General features: G+C 70.2%; 7 protein-coding genes. 3 read left to right on the plus strand and 4 right to left on the minus strand.

Annotated features, from left to right (window positions below; genetic code table 11):
• Positions 1 to 31: 31 nt before the first annotated feature.
• Positions 32 to 3,496: a hypothetical protein gene (locus AC230_RS33395; RefSeq protein ID WP_078870909.1), complete on the plus strand. Its 3,465-nt coding sequence runs from the start codon at positions 32 to 34 to the stop codon at positions 3,494 to 3,496.
• Positions 3,497 to 3,529: 33 nt separating this feature from the next.
• Positions 3,530 to 6,004, plus strand: a complete 2,475-nt coding sequence (locus AC230_RS33400) for an ATP-binding protein (RefSeq protein ID WP_241833056.1) — start codon at positions 3,530 to 3,532, stop codon at positions 6,002 to 6,004.
• A 73-nt stretch (positions 6,005 to 6,077) separates the two neighbouring features.
• On the opposite strand, the gene AC230_RS03070 is transcribed toward AC230_RS33400, so the two are convergent.
• Genes AC230_RS03070 through AC230_RS03085 form a run of 4 tightly spaced genes read right to left on the minus strand, consistent with a single transcriptional unit; the run spans position 6,078 to position 15,780 of the window.
• Complete coding sequence (locus tag AC230_RS03070) at positions 6,078 to 9,143, minus strand: pPIWI_RE module domain-containing protein (protein WP_049714349.1); 3,066 nt, start codon at positions 9,141 to 9,143, stop codon at positions 6,078 to 6,080.
• Positions 9,144 to 9,184: 41 nt separating this feature from the next.
• Positions 9,185 to 12,880, minus strand: a complete 3,696-nt coding sequence (locus AC230_RS03075; protein WP_049714975.1) for a pPIWI_RE_Z domain-containing protein — start codon at positions 12,878 to 12,880, stop codon at positions 9,185 to 9,187.
• Positions 12,873 to 14,066, minus strand: a complete 1,194-nt coding sequence (locus AC230_RS03080; protein WP_049714976.1) for a pPIWI_RE_Y domain-containing protein — start codon at positions 14,064 to 14,066, stop codon at positions 12,873 to 12,875. The genes AC230_RS03075 and AC230_RS03080 overlap by 8 nt, the downstream gene beginning before the upstream one ends.
• Positions 14,067 to 14,076: 10 nt before the next feature.
• Complete coding sequence (locus tag AC230_RS03085) at positions 14,077 to 15,780, minus strand: PD-(D/E)XK nuclease family protein (RefSeq protein WP_078870911.1); 1,704 nt, start codon at positions 15,778 to 15,780, stop codon at positions 14,077 to 14,079.
• A gap of 184 nt (positions 15,781 to 15,964) precedes the next feature.
• On the opposite strand from AC230_RS03085, the gene AC230_RS03090 reads away from it, so the two are divergent.
• Positions 15,965 to 17,434: a serine/threonine-protein kinase gene (locus tag AC230_RS03090; RefSeq protein ID WP_049714350.1), complete on the plus strand. Its 1,470-nt coding sequence runs from the start codon at positions 15,965 to 15,967 to the stop codon at positions 17,432 to 17,434.
• The last annotated feature ends 8 nt before the right edge of the window (positions 17,435 to 17,442 follow it).

Genomic DNA, 17,442 nt, shown 5'->3' on the forward strand with positions numbered 1-17,442 from the left:
GAACCCCGTTGCACGATGAACGGAGCCACACATGCACGACCGATACAGCGTCAAGCTGGAACCTCCGCTGTCTCCGCCGGGATTCCCGGTCGACCTGCTCACGGCATTGGCGGATGCGCTCAACGCCGTCGGAACGCCTGTCGCCGACGCACTGGACGAGCTGACTCCGGAAGCGGTGGGACTGGCGTTCAACTCCACTTCGCCGCAGGAGCGGCAAGGACTCCTGCACCGGCTCGGCATCAACCTCGCCGCGCCGCGGCGGGCCAGTAAGTCCCTCTGCCGCGACATCCTCGCGCGGCTGCGCCGCGAGGCGCGACAGCACGCGTGCAGCTGTGCCGCCCAGGGGCTGACGCCGCGCGTCCTGGAAGACGTGGTCCGGGCCTCCCTGCCCGGGGACGCTGCCGCAGTGGACCCGGTCACCCGTTGGGGCGCGGCGCTCGTCAAAGTAACAGTGTTCAGCTGGTGCCATGCCTCGGTCCAGGATGCGGCGATCTACCTCTGGGCGGCGGAACAGGACTGGCTCGGACTCGGCTCCGGTGTCAAGGAGCTTGAGGCTGTCCGGGTGGCCGCCGACGCAGTGGCCGCTGCTGCCGCTGAGCCGACGCCCGGCCTTGACGATGTGCAGGACCGAAGGCCCGAGACGCTCCAGCCCGCATCGTCTCCCGATGCCGACCGTCCGGACGCGGCCCGCTCCTCGTCCCCCGAGGACGAGGTGGGCAGAGCCTACGAAGCGGTCAAGGAGGCTCTCACCACCGCCCGTACCGCAGCGGGGAACGTCGTCGACGCCCTCGACGACGGTCGCCCGCCGGCCGGAGAGGACCTGACGCGGATCTCCGCCCTGCCCCCGGCCTTCGCCCAGGCCGTGGAAGCGCTGGCGGCCGTCGGCAGGACCGACGTGCCGTATCGGCTGGAGGACATCGGCCGCGCCGCGGCGGCGCACGGTGCGGAACGTGACCGTGACCGTGCCGCGCGTAGGGCGCTCCAGACTCTCCTGACCATCCGGTCCCCGGCGGACAGCGCTGCCGCGACTGCCGTGACAGCAGCGCACGAACTGGCCGGCCTCCTTCTGGACACATCCGTGTGGGACGAGGAGGAACGGGTACGGGCATCGGCGCTCGCCGCCCTGGTGGAGACGGTCCAGCTGGCCTCCCAGGCCGATGCCCAGCCCCGGATCGCGGCCCTGCAGCTGAAGGTTGTGCAGGTCCTGCCCGAGTGCACCGAAGCGGCCCTATGGTACCGGGAGTTGTCCCTGCCGGAGCCTGAAGCCGGTACGGTGGAAGTTGACCGCACGCCGAAACTGGAGCACACCGTGCCGACCGGTGAGCCGCCGACGGCACCCGCCGCGGCCCCGGCCACCGTCGCACCGGTGCCCGTCGCCGAAGCTCTGGAGGAGGCAGACCCGCACGACGTGGAAGCTCCGGCCGGCACGGCCGACGGAGCGTCGACGGCGGCGTCGTCGCAGGAAGATGAGGTGCCAGACCCCGCTCCTGGACCTCCCCCGCTGCCCGTCGCCCTGCCGGGAGAAGAATTCATCCCGTCCGGCGCAGCGACGAAGGAGCCGGCGGTTGAGGCTCCCGGGCCGGTCCCCGAGGTCGTCGTGCCGTCCGCTCCCGTGCCCACCACCGTCGAGACGGAGCTTGCCCGGCTGATTGCAGAGGGCCGCTTCGGCCTTGCTGCCCACGTGTCGGGCGCAGCGCGGCGCCCCGAGGCCGAGTCCGCCGCTCTGCGCCTGGCCGCGGCGGCCGCCGTACTGCGTCCGGGAGCCGCCGACGGCGCCCGCATCGTTGGCGAAGCGCTCCTTCAGTGGGGCGCTCTGGACGCCCGTGACGCGGAAGGAACCGAACTCCTCCTGCTGCCCGCGCTGGTGCGCGCCGCCCTGGTCACCGGCGAGCATGTGACCGGAGCCCAGTTGAAGGCGCTGGCTCCGCGCCTGCCCGAGAGCCTCGCTGGCGTCGCCATCGCCGTCGCCGACCGGGCGCTGAGCAATGCCCTGTCGCTGGCTCCCCCGCTGGCCGTCATCGCGGATGTGTCCGAATCCGAGGCCAGGCTGCGGGAGATCACGGAACAGTGCAGAGCGATGCTCAAACCGCCGCGCCTGCGGTTCAACCGGGCGACGCGCATGGCCAAGCGGTGGCTGGCCGAGGACGGGGTGCTCGGCGGCCTGCTGCGGAACATCGCCGACGGCAGGCCGGGAGCCGATGCCGGAGCCCGCGCCATGGTCGAACGACTCGGGCGCCTGTCGGAGATCCAGAGCGAGATCGACCGGGTCGACCGGGAGTTCCGGGGCTCCAGCGGCACCCCGCTGCAGGGGTCCGGACGTCAGGACCTCGTCCACCTCGTCGAGCGGGTGGTGGACTGTGTGAAGACGTGGCTCGACGTCACCGGCACCCTGGCGCGGGGCAAGGCGGCCGACGAATGGGCCGTGCAGGAGATCGCGGCCATGCGGCAGGAGGTGCTCGACCTGCAGTCCGGCGTCTTCGCCGAGCTTGAGTCGGCCATGGGCCGGTCCGGTCTGCTCTCCGTCGCCGCGGCGACGGCCGCCCGTGACTCGCTCGTGGCGGTCTTCCAGGAACTCGGCCACGGTGCGGCGGCCCGGCGGTCGGCCGCGGAGCCCGACGCCCATCAGTTGGTCGACGCGGAACTGCTCAAGATTCCGGTCGCCCAGGATGGCAGGCCGCCGCTGGCGGACCTGCTGGCCGCGGTGAACCGCACATGGGACGAGGCCCTGGAAATCCAGGTGGGACAAGATGCCTTCGGCGCCGCGTACCACATCCTCGATCTCGCGGACCAGGGCCGACTGCCGGACTCTCGAGGATTCCGGTTCGACGCGGCGGTGCGCACTCGGGTGGAGGAAAGCGAGGCGCGCCGGCGCTTGGAGTTGGGTCGGCGTCACGAGGAGCTCGTCGCCGAACTCCGGCGGGCACAGGCCGACGGTGCCCTCTCCGACGATCAGGACGTGCGGCTCCAGGAACTGCTGGCGGACGCCCGGCCGACGGCGGAGGACGGGGCCTCACGCGAGCTGAGCAGGGTGAGGCGCATCCTCGACGAAGTGGCGGAGCTGCTGCCTCGGTACCGAGAGGAGGCCGCGGACCGGCTGCGGGCGCGTCTGGCAGCTCTGCCGGACGTCACCGACGACGACCGGGCGCAGGTTTTGCGCAACCTGGAGACGGGAGGGTTCGCTACGGCCGCGGACCTCGTCTACTTCCTTGAACTGGGCGAGCCCGTCCCCGAGATCGAGTCGGACGAGTCGCACCTCGGGCACTTCTACCCCGCGGTGCCGCAGGGGTTGGCCGACGGCATCACTGGGGAACTGATCCGCATGGTCCGCGAGGCCCAGAAGCACCCGGTCCTCCCGGCCCTGGATTTCACGCGCCTGTCGGCCGACGAAGCCTCGAAGGCCGCTCACGCCATGAGCCTGTGGAAGGACGTCGCCGACACCGCTCCCAAGGAGCGGCAGAGCACCAACGTGCGCACGATGCTGATGGAATCCCTATAGCTCCTCGGGTACGAGGCCAAGCGGGTGCGGTTCTTGAACGAGCTGCCGCGCAGCAACGAGTACCGCTTCTTGGACGTCAGCGAGATCGAGATCAACGGCCGGGCCTGGGTGCCCGCCTTCGGCACGAAGATACTTGAGCAGGGCGGCAGGATGCGCGTTCTCATGGTCTGGGGTCAGCCCTCGGCGCGGCTGTTGCTCAGCCGCGTCGAGAAGGATCCCAGCCGGGGAAGCCTGTTGGTGGCGTATTTCGGAACGCTGGGCCCAGAGGCGCGGGCGGAACTCGCAGCGGCCTCCGACGGCCCCCTGATGGTGGTGGACGACGCGGCCCTCGCCTATCTGGCCGCGCACGGCAACCGCCAGGTGAGCGTGACGACCGAGACGTTGCTGCCGTTCTCCGGCGTGAACCCCTACATTAAGGAGAAGCGGGGCGGAATCGGGCGGGAGATGTTCTACGGGCGTGATGCCGAGCGCAAGAGCATCATCGACCCGGACGGCACGCAGATCATCTTCGGTGGCCGCGGTCTGGGGAAGTCGGCGCTGCTCAAGGACGCCGGAGAACGCTTCGCCGAACAGCAACCGGGTTACCACGTCCCGTTCCACCTGGACCTGAGCCGGCACAGCATCGGCCAGGGCCGTGCGCTGGGCGCGGAGGACATCTGGAGCGTGCTGGACCAGGAACTGACCGAGCTGGGTGTCTTGCCGCGTCAGCAACGGCGCAAGGCCACTACGACGGGCCCGTACGAGCGGGTGCGTTCCGGAATCAAGGAGTGGCTGGCCGGTGACGCCAGGCGTCGCATGCTGATCCTTATGGACGAATGCGACCTCTTCTTCGAGGCCGACGTTCCGCACTGTACCCAGACGCAGCGCCTCAAAGGACTGTGTGTCGACCATCCGAACCGTCTGAAGGTCGTCTTCGCCGGTCTGCACTCTGTGCAACGGTTCACCCGCCTTGCCCGCAATGGACCGTTCCGTCATCTGGCGCAGACGCCTACGGTCATCGGGCCGCTCGCCCCGCAATTCGCAGCCGATCTGCTGCTGTTGCCCATGCGGGCGTTGGGTTTCGAGTTCGCCGACGTCGATCTCGTGCACCGTGTGCTCGGATACTGCTCGTACCAGCCCTTCCTGCTGCAGATGTTCGGCAGCAGGCTGGTCGAGGTGATGCAGCGCCGGCGGGCCCGCGGTGACCTGGGCGGCCCGCCTTACCGCATCGGGGCGGCCGAGGTCGAGGTCGTGGAATCTGATCCTCTGCTGAGGGAGGGCATCACCAAGGCGTTCAAAGAGACCCTGACCCTGGACGACCGGTACAGCGTGATCGCCAATGTGCTCGCCTGGTACGCGCGGGAGTACGGCCTCGAAACCCGGCTCTCCGACGTGGAGTTGCGTGACGAGTGTGCCGACTGGTGGCCTGCGGGCTTCGAGCAGCTCGACAGCGAGGCCTTCCGTACCTACCTCCAGGAGATGGTCGGGCTCGGCGTGCTGGCGCCCAACCACGACGGCAGGGGCTGGCACGTTCGCGGCCCGAATGCCCTGCGCATGATCGGCACTGCGCAGGAAGTGGTGACCCAGCTTGAGAGGGCTAAGAGCGAATGCGAACTGCGTGAGACGGTGATCCTCCAGGGTCGGCCCGAACTGGCCGACGGCCGGGCCGCCCCCCTCACGGTCACCCAGGTCGACGACCTACTCGGCGATCACACCAACCAGACGCGCGTCGTCCTCGGTACCCCCGCCACGGGCATCGGCGATGTTGCGGAGACCCTGCACGCCGTCACCGGACGCGTGGCGGGCTGGAGCGTGTACCCCGCCGAGAAGAACCGCGCCTTCAGGCAGAGGCTGACCGACGGCCGTCCCGGTGAGCGCTGCGTCGTCGTCAGCGATCTCCGGAAGGTGAACGAGGACACGTGCCGGGAATCGCTGGAGTTGGCCCAGAGCCTGTTCCCCGAACGGCCCGGTGTCACCCGGGCCGTCGTCTTCCTCGCGGGCCCCGGCCAGCTCGGTCTCTGGCGTCAGGTCCTGACGGATGACGAGGCCGCGGCGTCCCTCGTGGTCGTGCTGCGTCGTCACGACCGACGCAGTCTTAAGTCGTGGACCCAGAGCAGCGGCCTGTTCGACACCGAGGAAGGGAGAGCGGGTGTCCTCGAAGTGACCGGCGGCTGGCCTGTGTTGCTGGACCGCGCCGTCGAGCTGCACCGTTCATGTCGTGACGAATCCCAGGTACTGCGCAGGCTCGCGGACGAGTTGGAGGAGGCCGGCCCGGCGGCGCGGCTGGTCGAGGCGTCGGGGATCGATGCGGACCCATGTATCGCGATGGGAAATCGGGCGGTGCTCAGGGAGTTCGGTGGTGACTGGGTCACGGAGGACGTCCTTGTGACCGCCATGGAGCTGGAAGGGCTGGAGGAGCAGGAGGCCCGGTGGGTCTTCGCCTGCCTGGAGGCGTTCCAGGCCTTCGAGCGGGAGGGGACGCGGCTGAGGGCGGAGCCTGTCCTGCGCGCGTGCTGGTCGCGGGCCTGAGCCGGCGGGTGTGCGGGGCGACGGTCAGTCGCCCCGCACACCCGCCGGAGCATGCCGAAGTGTGGCCGCGGCTTCAGAACAGCGGGAGCTGCTCCGCCGGCTCGGGGGCACCGGCGAGGCCTGCGGCCTCGGCGAGATCGGGGTCGAGATCGCTCGCCGGATCCTCGCGGGCGGTGGAACCGTCCTGTTCCGCCGCGGAGACGTCCCGCTCCGCCTCCTCGCCGGCTGTCGCGGTGTCGTCCTCCTCGTCCACCTCTTCGGTGAACGTCGGCAGTACGTATGCCTGCGCCAGGCCGGCCAGGTGCAGCGGCAGCGGCAGTGACAGCGCGTCCGGGTAGTCGGGGGCCTGCCGCAGCTGGTGCATGGCCATGGCGATCGCCTCGGGCCGGTCCCGGTGTCCCCCGGCGTCGCCCTCCGGGTGGCAGCCCAGCACCGCGATTTCCACGAGGGCTGGGTTCCACGCAGCCGTGCCGGCCTGGGACGTGAGCCTGCCGGCCGCGTTGACCCGGGTCGTGAGACGGTCGAGGGACGGGGATATGGCGTGGGTCCGAGGCCTGTCCGTCGTGCTGTAGAAGACGCGTTCCTCCGCCGGGAGCAGGCCGTCGTCGCCCGGAGGGAGGGACCAGAATCCCGCCGGCTGGCCGTTCGGCTTGCCGGCGTGGGCTACGCCCCACCACTGGGCAGTCTCCCGGCCGGCCCGCCCCCGCACCCGTACCAGCCTCAATTCGTCGTCCAGCCGTCGCTCGGGCGCATGACCGTCCTTGAGCAGGTCCCGTTGGACGAGCCCGTCCTGCAACCATGGCCAGTGGAGCCTGCTGTTCTGGGCATGGGTGATCAGAACGGTGGGGTGTCCCCGCAGCGAGTGCAACATCCGCTGGAGGAAGCCGGAGGTTTCCCGGCGCTGTTGCTCCAGGTCGGCCTGCCAAGGCCGGGATGTGACCGAGCCAGGGCGCCGGTCGGTCGGCCGTGGTTCCGCGGCACCGACGGTGGCGTCGATCTCCGCCTCCTTCACCAGGCGAAGGAGGAACGCAGGGTAGGGGATCCAGGTCCTGGTGGAGGAGTCCCATCCCTCCACCCGCGCCAGTCCGGACGCGCCCGGCAGCGGAGTGACGAGGACGGCCACGGGAAGGTGCGCGGGCAGCCGTGTGGGGCCGTCCTTGCGTCGTTTGACCATCCACAGGGCGGCGTAGCGGAGGTGATCGGGAAGGTCGCCTCCGAGCGTGTGCTCCGGCAGGACGCGCACGCCGAGCTGGCGCAGTCCGTCCAACCAGGCGTTGTGTGCACGGTGACCGAGGTTGTCCGCGTTCTGGATCCGGCGGTCCCCGGAGGGCGTCACCGCGAATTGGGTGAGCACGCCCGCGTCCGCGCAGCCGAGCCGCACGGCGAACTTGGGGTCGGTGCCGGCGGGCCGGAAGGCAGTGGGATGCGCAATCTCCACCAGAGCCAGCTCCGGGCGGCCGGTATCGGCTCCGTCGTCGGCCAGCCAGGCGCGCAGAGCTCGGCGGCGCTCGCCGATGGCATCGGCGAGTCTCGCCCCTTGCCCCGCTACGGAAGGGTCGAGGACGAGCCGGTCGCTGAGCCCGCCGGACAGGGGCAGGCACCGCAGCCGCAGTGTCAGTTCGTCGGTCCGCCATTCCAGCAGCACTGGTGTCCCCGGGCGGGCATCGTCGAATTCCCGGTCGGACACGTCCGACATTCCGCCGTCGCCGTCAAGACCGAGAACCTCGGCGAAGGCGGTGACGGCCGCATGGCGCAGTTCGGCTGTCTGCCACAGTAGACGGGCCTCAACCACCGGGGTGACCGGTCCGGCCGTCCCCCGGTCGAGTCGGGAGGCTGTCGCGAGCGCCGTGCGCCGGGCGGCCGCAGCCCGCAGTTGCTCGGCCTTCTTCGCCGCGTCACCCGACGGTTTGGCCCGACGGTTAGCCGGTGCCGCGATGCCGGTCCCGCGGCGCACCAGGTCGGGCACGCGTACCACACCGCTGGGCAACGCCTCCTCCGCCCACTCTGTGAGTTCGGAACGCTGGTGCGGCATGAGGCCCGGGCCCACCTCGTGCGTGCCCATGCGCGTGCTGTGGACCACGAGGGCGCGCACGCCCAGGCGCTCCCCCATCCAGTCCAGTGGGCTGGTGAGCAGTGCCTCGGGCGACGGGAAGTGACCTTGGAGGCTGAGGTGCCTCAGCATGCCGGCAGGGTCGTTGTGCATCCAGTCGAAGGTTTCCCGCCTGCGGTCGCGCACGAGTCTGGCCCGGGCGAACCGGTCACTGGCGGGAGCGCCCGGCAGCCAGGGGATCTTCGGCTGGAGGTAGACCGAAGTCGCCCGGCCATAGGGGAGGTTCAGTGCGCCCGTGTCGGATCTCGGGTGTGTGGCCCAGCGCCGTACGCCCCAGTGGAGGTGCAACCGAGGACGGGGATCGAAGGGGACGGTGTGCAGCGAGACGTTGAGGGTGATCGAGAACCACCATTGCTTGCGCTTGATGTCCCGGGACAGGGGCTGGGACATCAGCTCCGCGCCCTGTTCCCTGGGCCCGCGGGGAACCGCGCGGAAACGGAGGGAACCGCCTTCGAACTCGTAGGGCTCCAGGGCGAGGATCCTTCGTGCCAGTGCGTCGGTGGCCAGCTGGAACTGCCACGGCCGGGGTGCCGCGGTTCCGCCCCGGCCGGGTGGCAGGCCGGCACCCAGCAGATCCAGATCCGCGACGTGTTCCCAGGTCGGCGCGGCCTCCTTGAGCTCCTCGCTGACGCGCATCATCAGCGCCCGGAATCCCGGGTCCTTCGCGGCGTCCTTGGGACCGAGGGTTCGCAACCAGGCGTTCAGGAGCTGGCTGAGGACTGTGCCGGGAAGGGGGTCGGGGACGTCCCATGGTGCGTAGAGCCAGTGGCCGCCGGGTGTTTCACCGTTCAGGGCACCGTGGCCGGGGCGCGGGCGGACGATGAGGTCGGGCGCCAGGGTCTGCAGGATGCCGTCGAAACGCCGTGTCGGGGCCGACTTGAGGTGCTGGGACTCCTCGCGGCCGTAGTTGCACAGTTGCAGCGGCCCGTCGTGCCAGACGTCCGGACGGGGCAGGGCGCGGTAGTCGTCGGTCCAGGGCTCGGCGTCCGGGGATAGGGCGTAAGCGGCTCGTCGGATCGATCCGTACACGGTTCTCCGTAGGTCGTGGCGTCGTCAGGTGGCGCGGGCGGTCAGGGCGTGATCGCCGCCGGAGCGTCGAGGCGGCACAGCGCCTCGTACAGCGGCTGGTAGAGCATCCGCACCAGGGCGGGGTCGGCGGGGTCATGGAAGCCGCGGAGTGCGGGCCGGTCGGCGAAGTACGGGGCCAGGACCTCTCGCAGTTGCCAGAGCAGCCCTTGCTCCCCGAGCCAGCGGGGAAGGGCGTCCCCCGGCAGCGACGAGCTCCGGGCAGCGGCCAGCGCCGGGGCGAAGGCCGCGTCCACGAAGACGACCCGCGCCGGCACCCCGCCCCGGACCAGTCGTCCGATGACCTGCCAGATGGCCACGAGCTGGTCCCAGGCGAACGACTGCTGCTCGGCGTCCGAGAGCGCCGAATAGATGTACGGGCGTGACAGCAGACGCCGCCACACCCGCCGCGCCGTGGCCCTGAAGGCTCGCCCGGCGTCGTCCAGTTCGTCGGCCGACGAGACGAGGCCGGCGAAGGTTCCCTCGGGCAGGCCCGGCTGGGACCTGAGGAACCGGGTGGCCCAGTCGTTGATGCCGAAGACCGCGAGAGACAGGTCGTCCGGCACAGGATGGGGGCGTGCGAGGAAGAACACCGTGCCGAATGCGGCCACCCTGGTTTCCCCGGGCAGTTGGGGCACCGTGAGGATGTTGTGCCCCCGTTCGATGGCGAGCAACGGTGCGACGAGCAGCTCCGCTTCCACGTCGTCCGCGAACGAGGCCAGATCCCCTCGGCGTACTGCCCCGGGCCGGCTCGCCTGTCCGGCGGCCGGGACGTCGGAGGGCGAACCGTCGCCGAGCTCGGCGTCGTCCGCGACAAGTACCCGGACCTTGCCCTGCCACCGGGGGATCTCGTCCAACCGGGCGGCGGCCGAGGCCGCCTCACGGTAACTGCCGACGAGGAGCAGGGCCCTGCGCCTGCGGTCGTCGGGGATCCGGTTGAGCTCCTGTTGGAGATGGCTGTTGTCGCCGCCTGGGCCCGGCTTCGCGAGCTTGTCCACCATCGTGCGGAGGACGGCGGATCGGTCGTCCGGACGCGTCCCGGACAACCGGATCGGCCGTCCCTCCTGGTCATACAGAAACAAGGTGGTGAATACCGTTTCTCGAATGGCCCGCAAGGCTTGCTCGCCGGGCTTGAGCACGGCTTCGACCGGGGCGAGGACATGCGCGCGGGTCGACGTGCCGGCCCAGCTGGTCGCGGACATCAGCAGGACGTGTGGGCCGGGCAACCGCCGCGCCGGGTCGGCTCCCAGCCGTGGAAGCGTCAGTAGCAGTTCCCGGCCGACACCCGCGCACCGGAAGAAGCGCAGTGTCCCGGTGGTTCTCCCGTCGGCGGCACCCTCCGGACCCCGGCTGTCCACCAAGTACTGGAACCCCAGGACATTGCCCATCGGGGACTCGGGTACGAGGGGCGCGTAGTCGAGCGGAGGCCGTCGCACGAGGTCGTTGTCGGTGGTGTCCAGGTGCAGGGCCGCCTCCACCTGGGGCCACAGGAACGTGACGCGGTCGAGCCGCTGGTGCAGCGCGGCGAGGATCAAGGTGAACTCGAGCCGCTGGGCACTGCGTTCGAACCATGCGTCGCTCAACGGCGGAGCTTCGGTCACGGCCCCGCCGTGCCAGCTCCGTGGTTTCGGCCGCTCCTCCGGGCCCGGGGCACCGCGGAGGAGGCGTTCGAGCAGGACGCGGACCCGCCGGCGGGTCCGCGTCCCGTTCAGGGTGTGCAGTAGGTCATGGGTGAGCCGGGTCAGGCCGTCGGTATCGGTGCCATACGGACCCCGGTCGCCGAGCGGGTCGTCACGGAAGGCGTCGAGCAGTTCCGTCACCTCGGCACGGCGGGATGCGTAGGTATCATGGGGCCGCCGCACGGCGGCGGACAGCCCGTCCGGGTCCAGCTCCTCCTCGTCGCGGAAGAGTTCGCCCTCGTTCTCAACGAAGTCTTCCGGCGGTGGTTCCGCAGGGGGGTACCACTCGTGCAGGAGACGCTCCTGGAGCGTCCATGCGCTGAAGTAGTCGACCTGCACCCAGTCGCGCAAGTCCTTGCTGCCGATCAGCATGGCGTAAAGGCGGTCGGTCGCCGCACCGACGACGTCCAGGGCCGAGGACCAGCGCTCCACGTCGGGATCCGTCAGGGGCAGCCGCCCCTGTCGGGACAGTTCGTCGATCTCATGCGTTTGCAGTTGGTCGAGCCACGACTCGGGCCCCTTCGTCACGAGCGTCGCCGACGGCGCGAACGCCCGGTCGAGTTGCATCTGGACGCGATCCGCTTCGTCGACGATCACGATATCGCTGCGCAGGGCGGCCAGTTCCAGATAGCGCAGGCGCTCGGCGTTCAGCTGCCGCGGTACGGCCGTGTTCACCAGGCTCGCGGGATTGGCCACCCAGATCAGTGCGTCGACGAGATCTCGAGCTGCTCCATGACGAGGGCACATGCCCCACAGAGGGCACGCGTGCGGCGGACCGGATTCCTCCTCCTGGCCGCTGAGACCATCCGCGTCGAGTTCCCCCCGGGCGCGCCTCAGTGCCTGCCTGGCCTTGGCGGCGGCCGATTCGTCCGTTTGCCCCGCGGCCCGTCGGCCGGGGCGCAGCCCGCCGCAGGGGGCATCGGCATAGCGCAGCGGCTCGATGGCCTCCATCCCTCGCTGTGCGTCGAGCGGACAGGCCGTACTCAGATGCCGGAACGCCCGGTCGGTGTGGGCCAGCAAGGAACGGGCGCCGCGAGCGGCGAGGCGCCGATGGAGGCGTTGGGCGTGCTGCTCGCGCGTCGTCGCACCCTGTACGGGCGCGGCGTCCAGGCCGAGCCCCGTGAACATCTCGGTCAGGGTGAGCTGTTCCGCCACATCGCCGACGATGAGTGTGGTACGCAGATTCCGGTGATGAGCCCAGACGGCGATGAGCGTCATGAGGGTGGACTTGCCCGATCCGACCATGCCGACCATGTGCGTCAGTCCGTCGAGATGCAGCCGGGCGGCGGGCTCGAAGCCCGTCCTGTCCGCGGTACGGGCGTCCAGGCGCAGGTCCGCCAGACGGTTCCGCCAGTTGCCCGGCGGCAGGTTCCTGCGGTGCTCCTCCTCGTCCATCCACCGAGCGGTTTCGAGGAGTTCGGCGATCGGCACGTCGATGGGACGGGACGCGCCGGGGCGGCCGGCTTCGAGATCGTGGCCCGCGGGAGGGGCCGCGACCAGCTCGGGGGGAATGGTCACGGAGGCCTGTCGGCGCCGTTCCAGGAAACGATGAGAGCCTTCCCCCGCCCAGGGGAGGGGGTTCGTGGCGAACGCCGGCACCGCGCTGAGGGCGGCGTCGTAGATCGAGAACCGATGCGAGGCCACTGGGGGATCGACGCGGCGCGCGGGCCCCCTGCCGCTCTCCGGCAGACGGTAGCCGCGTAAGCGTTCGGGGAAGCCGGCGTAGGTTTCCAGGCTCTGCAGCCACATCCGGCGCCTCCTCATGGGCCAGAGCAGGTGGCGGGCCGAGGTGAGCGCGAGCCGTTCGGCGGGTCCCGGGGCGATGCCGGTGGCCCGGGCGAACGGGTATCCGCTGAGCAGGGTCCAGACGCCCTCGGCGGATCGGTCCGGATCCAGGGTCTCCATGAGCCGCAGTCCCAGCTCGACCTGGCAGAGTAGGCCCGGCCGGGTCCCGGCTTGAGACTCCGGCCAGGGGCCCAGGTCCTGGGCCAGTCGCCGGTACCAGCCACTGCGATCACGCATGCCCGGTTCCCCCTCCTCGGCGGTCCTCCGGCGTCGGGGGCCCGATGCGGACCGCGGGGCCATGCTGCCCCTGGAGCCGCGCCGCCGCTGCGTCTCTCAACTGATCATCCGTGAAGAGGCGGAGGCCGCGGGCCCGTTCCCCGCGCTCGCGCTCGTACACCTCGATGTAGTCCTTGCGGTGCTCGACCCGAAACCGAGGCACGACCCAGCACGCCTCGTCGTAGTGCGGGTTGCAGGCCGGGGGTTCGGCGGCCCGGCCCAGCAGCCCGGGATGTGCCCAGTCCTTGACGTCGACCGCCCAGACGTGGCCGTCGGGAAAGGTGATCCTCAGGTCGTACGCGTCGTAGCCCGGCCACATCTCGACGGCGAGGCCGAGACGGCGGAGGAGCCCTTCGAGGTCCGTCTCGGCCCGGCCCGGGCCCGTGACGAACTGCCGCAGCGGCCGGCGCAACTGTCGCACCTCGCCGGCGGTGGTGGCGTCGATCGGGATTCCCGTCGGTGGTGCTCCCTGATGGCGGCACTGGTCCCGTTCGCACCACCAGCCGCCGTCCGCCAGCGGGGTGAGAAGGGTGAGGCACCGGCCGCAAGGGGTGTAAGAGCCGTCTCGAAGATGGCCGTCAGGCACCGAGTCGTAGATCTCGTCGATCAAATCCCGTACCGGGTCGAGGTACAGGTCGGTGGTCACGTCGAACCAGTCCGCCTCGGTCAGCACGGGGCGGGTGACCAGCAGCCGGCGGAAGGCTGCGTAGGACTCGGGGGAGCCGTCCTCGCGGCAGGCGCGCAGGGCTTCGTTGATCACGAGCCGGTCGTACTGCTCGGCGGTGCTGTCCGTATGGCCTTTGAGGGCCAGTTCATGACAGAACTGAGTCGGTTTCCCCGACTCTCTGTCGATCAGCCAGTCCTGCTCCGAGAAGATGTCGTCGGGCAACTCGAGAGGCCAGCTCGACACAGGGCGGCTGAGGCACCATCGCAGGAGGTCGGGGAGGCTCGATGGAGGGCTTGCGTCGTTGCGCAGACACTCCAAGACCAAGGCGTTCAGTGCCCGTTGGGCCTCTCGGGGGTAGGGCAGACGGAAGGAGTCCAGGTCGTCGACGGCTTCGAGCCGCACGACAGCCGTGGCGATGTCCCGGAGCAGCCGCAGGTCGGGATGGCCGAGCAGGCCGTGGGAGAACGAGGATTCGGTCACGGTGCGTTCCTCAGCCATGGGAGGGGCGTTCATCGACGTAGGAGGTGCCGGTGGTGCACCAGGGCCGTGCCCGGCAGCTGGCGCAGTGCCTGCCGGGCCGCGGCTCGTACGTCGTGTCGTCGAGCAGTGGTTGTGCCATGCCGGCGATGACCTCGCGGGCTTCGTCCACGACCTCTGGGCGACTTGGATCAATGCGTTCCAGCACGGAGTGCCCATCGCCCAGCAGCTCGAATTCGACCCACGAACGTCCGGGATCGGCACCCAATACCCCGGCGTTCAACATGAGTACCCCCAGGGCGAGCTGGGGGTACCGGAGCAGCAATGGCTCGCGCTCCCAGAGGTGGTGGGAGGACGTCTTTGTCTCGCGCCATATCCAGCCGCCCGCGCGGGTGTGGAGCAGGTCCGGGGTGGCGATGACGACGACGTCCAACTCGGGTACGTACGTGGTCACCTGGTGCTGCACGAGAACCTCTTCCTGGGGGGCAAGCCCGGAGAGCGGGCACAGGGAACGGTGCTCCCCCAGCATGGCGGCGGCCTCGCGGGCCTGTTCACCGTGCAGGTCGAATCCGCCTGCGGACCAGTTCTCCACGTCCTGAGGACCCGGTAGTTCACGACAGCTCGTCCTAGGGCACGCTCCATGCCGCTCATTGAGCCAGGCGTCAACGGCCCGGCCCCGCAGGGTGGCACGGTCCTCCTCCTGAAGGGAAGCCAGCCGTAACCGTCTGGTGAGGTGGTACTGAGCGGGGCAGTCCTTGTGGAGCCGGAGGTCCCAGACGGACAACGAGCGACGGCGGCGCGTCGGCGTGGTCGGAACGCCGCCCCATAGGGAAGGCGTCCGGCGGAGATCGGAGCAGTGTCCGATCACCTTGCACGAGACGCAGTCCGCCCCGGGGCGGCGCTCGATGCCCGTGGCGGCGTCGTGGAAGGCGGGGGCGGCGTGTTCCGCGAAACGCCGGGGCACCTCCTGCGCATCCCAGTCGAGAACGGTCTGGACGGAGCCGTCGGCGCATCCGAACGCGAAGACGCGCACGCGCTCGGGGACCGGGTCCGCCATTGCGGCGGTGACGGGGGGCGCCGTCGCCCAGCGGGGCCTTGGACCGGGGGCCCCATGGGCGAGGACGTGCGCTATGGCGGTCTTCTCCGCTTCGGAGCGGTCCGCCTTTGCCCGTCCGAAGGACGGGATCCACAGGTCTCGGACGCGCCCGTCCGCCGAGGCGTAGCGGCGTCCCCAGACCGTGTGTTCGTACTGAAGCGCGCCGCGTTGGTCACGCTGTGGCCGCTTCGCGGTGCGGGCGATCCACTCGAGGCGGACGGGGGTGGTGGCCGGCAGGCCCTCCGCGCGCGCCGCCTCCTGCTCGTCGGCGCGTGCGTCCAGGTACCGTTCCAGTGCTTCGGCCGTCCAATGCAGCAACGCGCTGTGGGCGGGCGCGGTCCTGCGCTGGAACACCCCTTTCGTTTCATGGAGTTCACGGAGTACCCGCGCGAGGGGCCAGGCCTGGTGCTCGATCAGATCGAGTGCGGCGAACAATGGAGCGGCCGCGAACTCTTCCAGCGGCTGCGGACGGAAGGGAAGGGGCGGGTCGGGCGTGATCAACGGACGTACGGCGAGGCTCCGGTGGAGCCGGCAGCCATTGGGGTCCGGGCGGGCAGCCGTCGTGCTCACCCTGATGAGCCAGGAGGCGTCCTCGGTGTCGTCGGGTGCGGAGTATGGCATGGCCACTCCCTGGGGGAACGGTGTGGGCGTGCAGGGGCCGCGGCCCTGCCGCGGCCGCGCAGGGCTCTCTGGGCCGGAACCCTACCTGCTGTTAACTCAGTGCACGTACGGATTGGCGCACTTCCTCTTCACGCGATCCGCTACGCTGCGGAGGGCGGGGCTCGGCGTGCCGGAGGGGTGAGGATTGGACGAGAGCTCGGTTCAACTGGGGGCCGGTGTCGTCCTCCAGGGCCGCTTCGAACTTGAGGAGTCCATCGGTAAGGGTGGCATGGCCCGCGTGTGGCGTGCCGTCGACCGGGCGACGGGACGTCGTGTCGCGGTCAAGTTCCTGCGCATGGACACCGAAGAATTCCAGCACCTCGACCTGCGGGAACGGCGAGAGGCAGAAAGGGAGTTCAGGGGGCGGTTTCGTAGGGAGGCCGCGCTTCTGGGGCAGTTCGTCCATCCCGGCATCACCGAGCTCATCGCACAGGGGATGCTGGGGGACCTGCCGTACTTCGTGATGCGGCTGGTCGAGGGGGTAACTCTCCACGACTTCCTGAAGCGCCAGGGGGCGCTGGCCTTGCCCGTGGCCCTCTCCTGTGCCGTCCAGGTGGCCCGCGCCCTTGCCTGTGCGCACGCTCATCTGGTGGTCCACCGCGACCTCAAGCCCTACAACATCATGATTGCCGAGGACGGGACCGTCGTCCTGCTCGACTTCGGGATCGCCAAGCCGCTGTCCGGTGAAGCCACCCAGTACACCCGACGCGGTTCGACGCTGGGCAGTGGGGGATATCAGGCTCCCGAGCAGATCCTGTCGAGGAAGGTGAGCACCCGGAGCGACATCTACTCCTTGGGATGCGTCTGCTACAAAATGCTCACCGGTCGTGCTCCCTTCATCAGCCTCGAAGGAAGCCTCCGAGCGCTGCAGGACTTGCACCTGTACGCTGCTCCGTCGCCGCTGCGATCGCGCGTCGCAGGTGTTCCCGCGGAGGTCGACGACCTGGTGCTGCGGATGCTCGCCAAGGGGCAGAACGAGCGCCCCGACATCGATGAAGTGCTGGCGGTATTGAGTCCGTTGACGCCATCGCCCGGTGATCCCGAACCCCGGCCTCTGACGCACCCCGATCTTACGCTGCCGTTCCGACGCCCTGGAGACGGCCGTCCGGCAGAGCGGGTGCGGCCGCCCGCCAAGGCTGTCGAGGAGTGGCTCGACCGGCGGATGATCGAGCGGACCTGCCGCACGGCGCGCGAGGAGATCGACGAGGGAGATCCCGGCGCGGCGGTCGGTGAGCTTGCGGAGCTGGCACCTCGGGTGCGCAAGGAGTGGGGTTTCCGCTCGGCCCTCGTCCGTCAGGTCTGGAACCTGGCCGCGGAAGGCCTTCGCATCGCCGGTAAGTGCGGGGCAGCGGCCGAGCTCTACGACGGGATCGCCGAGGACCTCGTGCGGGGCGAAGGACCCAAGGACCGTGCCGACCGGGCCGTCGCCCGGCTGCGCGCAGCCGAATGCCGGCTGGTCGACTACGACCTCGGTGGAGCGCTCGCAGTCCTCGCCGACACGGAGGCGTGTGCCGGGGAGCTGCCGCCGGAACTCGCCGAGAGGGTCGAGGCCGTACGGCAGGAGTTGCAGCTCGACGTGAACGAGCGCTGCGATCCGCCGGCGGGCACCAGTTGAGTGGTCAA

The sequence above is a fragment of the Streptomyces caatingaensis genome (assembly GCF_001187435.1).
GTDB classification, from domain to species: Bacteria; Actinomycetota; Actinomycetes; order Streptomycetales; family Streptomycetaceae; genus Streptomyces; species Streptomyces caatingaensis.

Coding starts and splice junctions, on each gene's coding strand:
- AC230_RS33395 (WP_078870909.1), top strand. CDS start 32: ATGCACGACCGATACAGCGTCAAGCTGGAACCTCCGCTGTCTCCGCCG.
- AC230_RS03075 (WP_049714975.1), bottom strand. CDS start 12,880: ATGCGTGATCGCAGTGGCTGGTACCGGCGACTGGCCCAGGACCTGGGC.
- AC230_RS03085 (WP_078870911.1), bottom strand. CDS start 15,780: ATGCCATACTCCGCACCCGACGACACCGAGGACGCCTCCTGGCTCATC.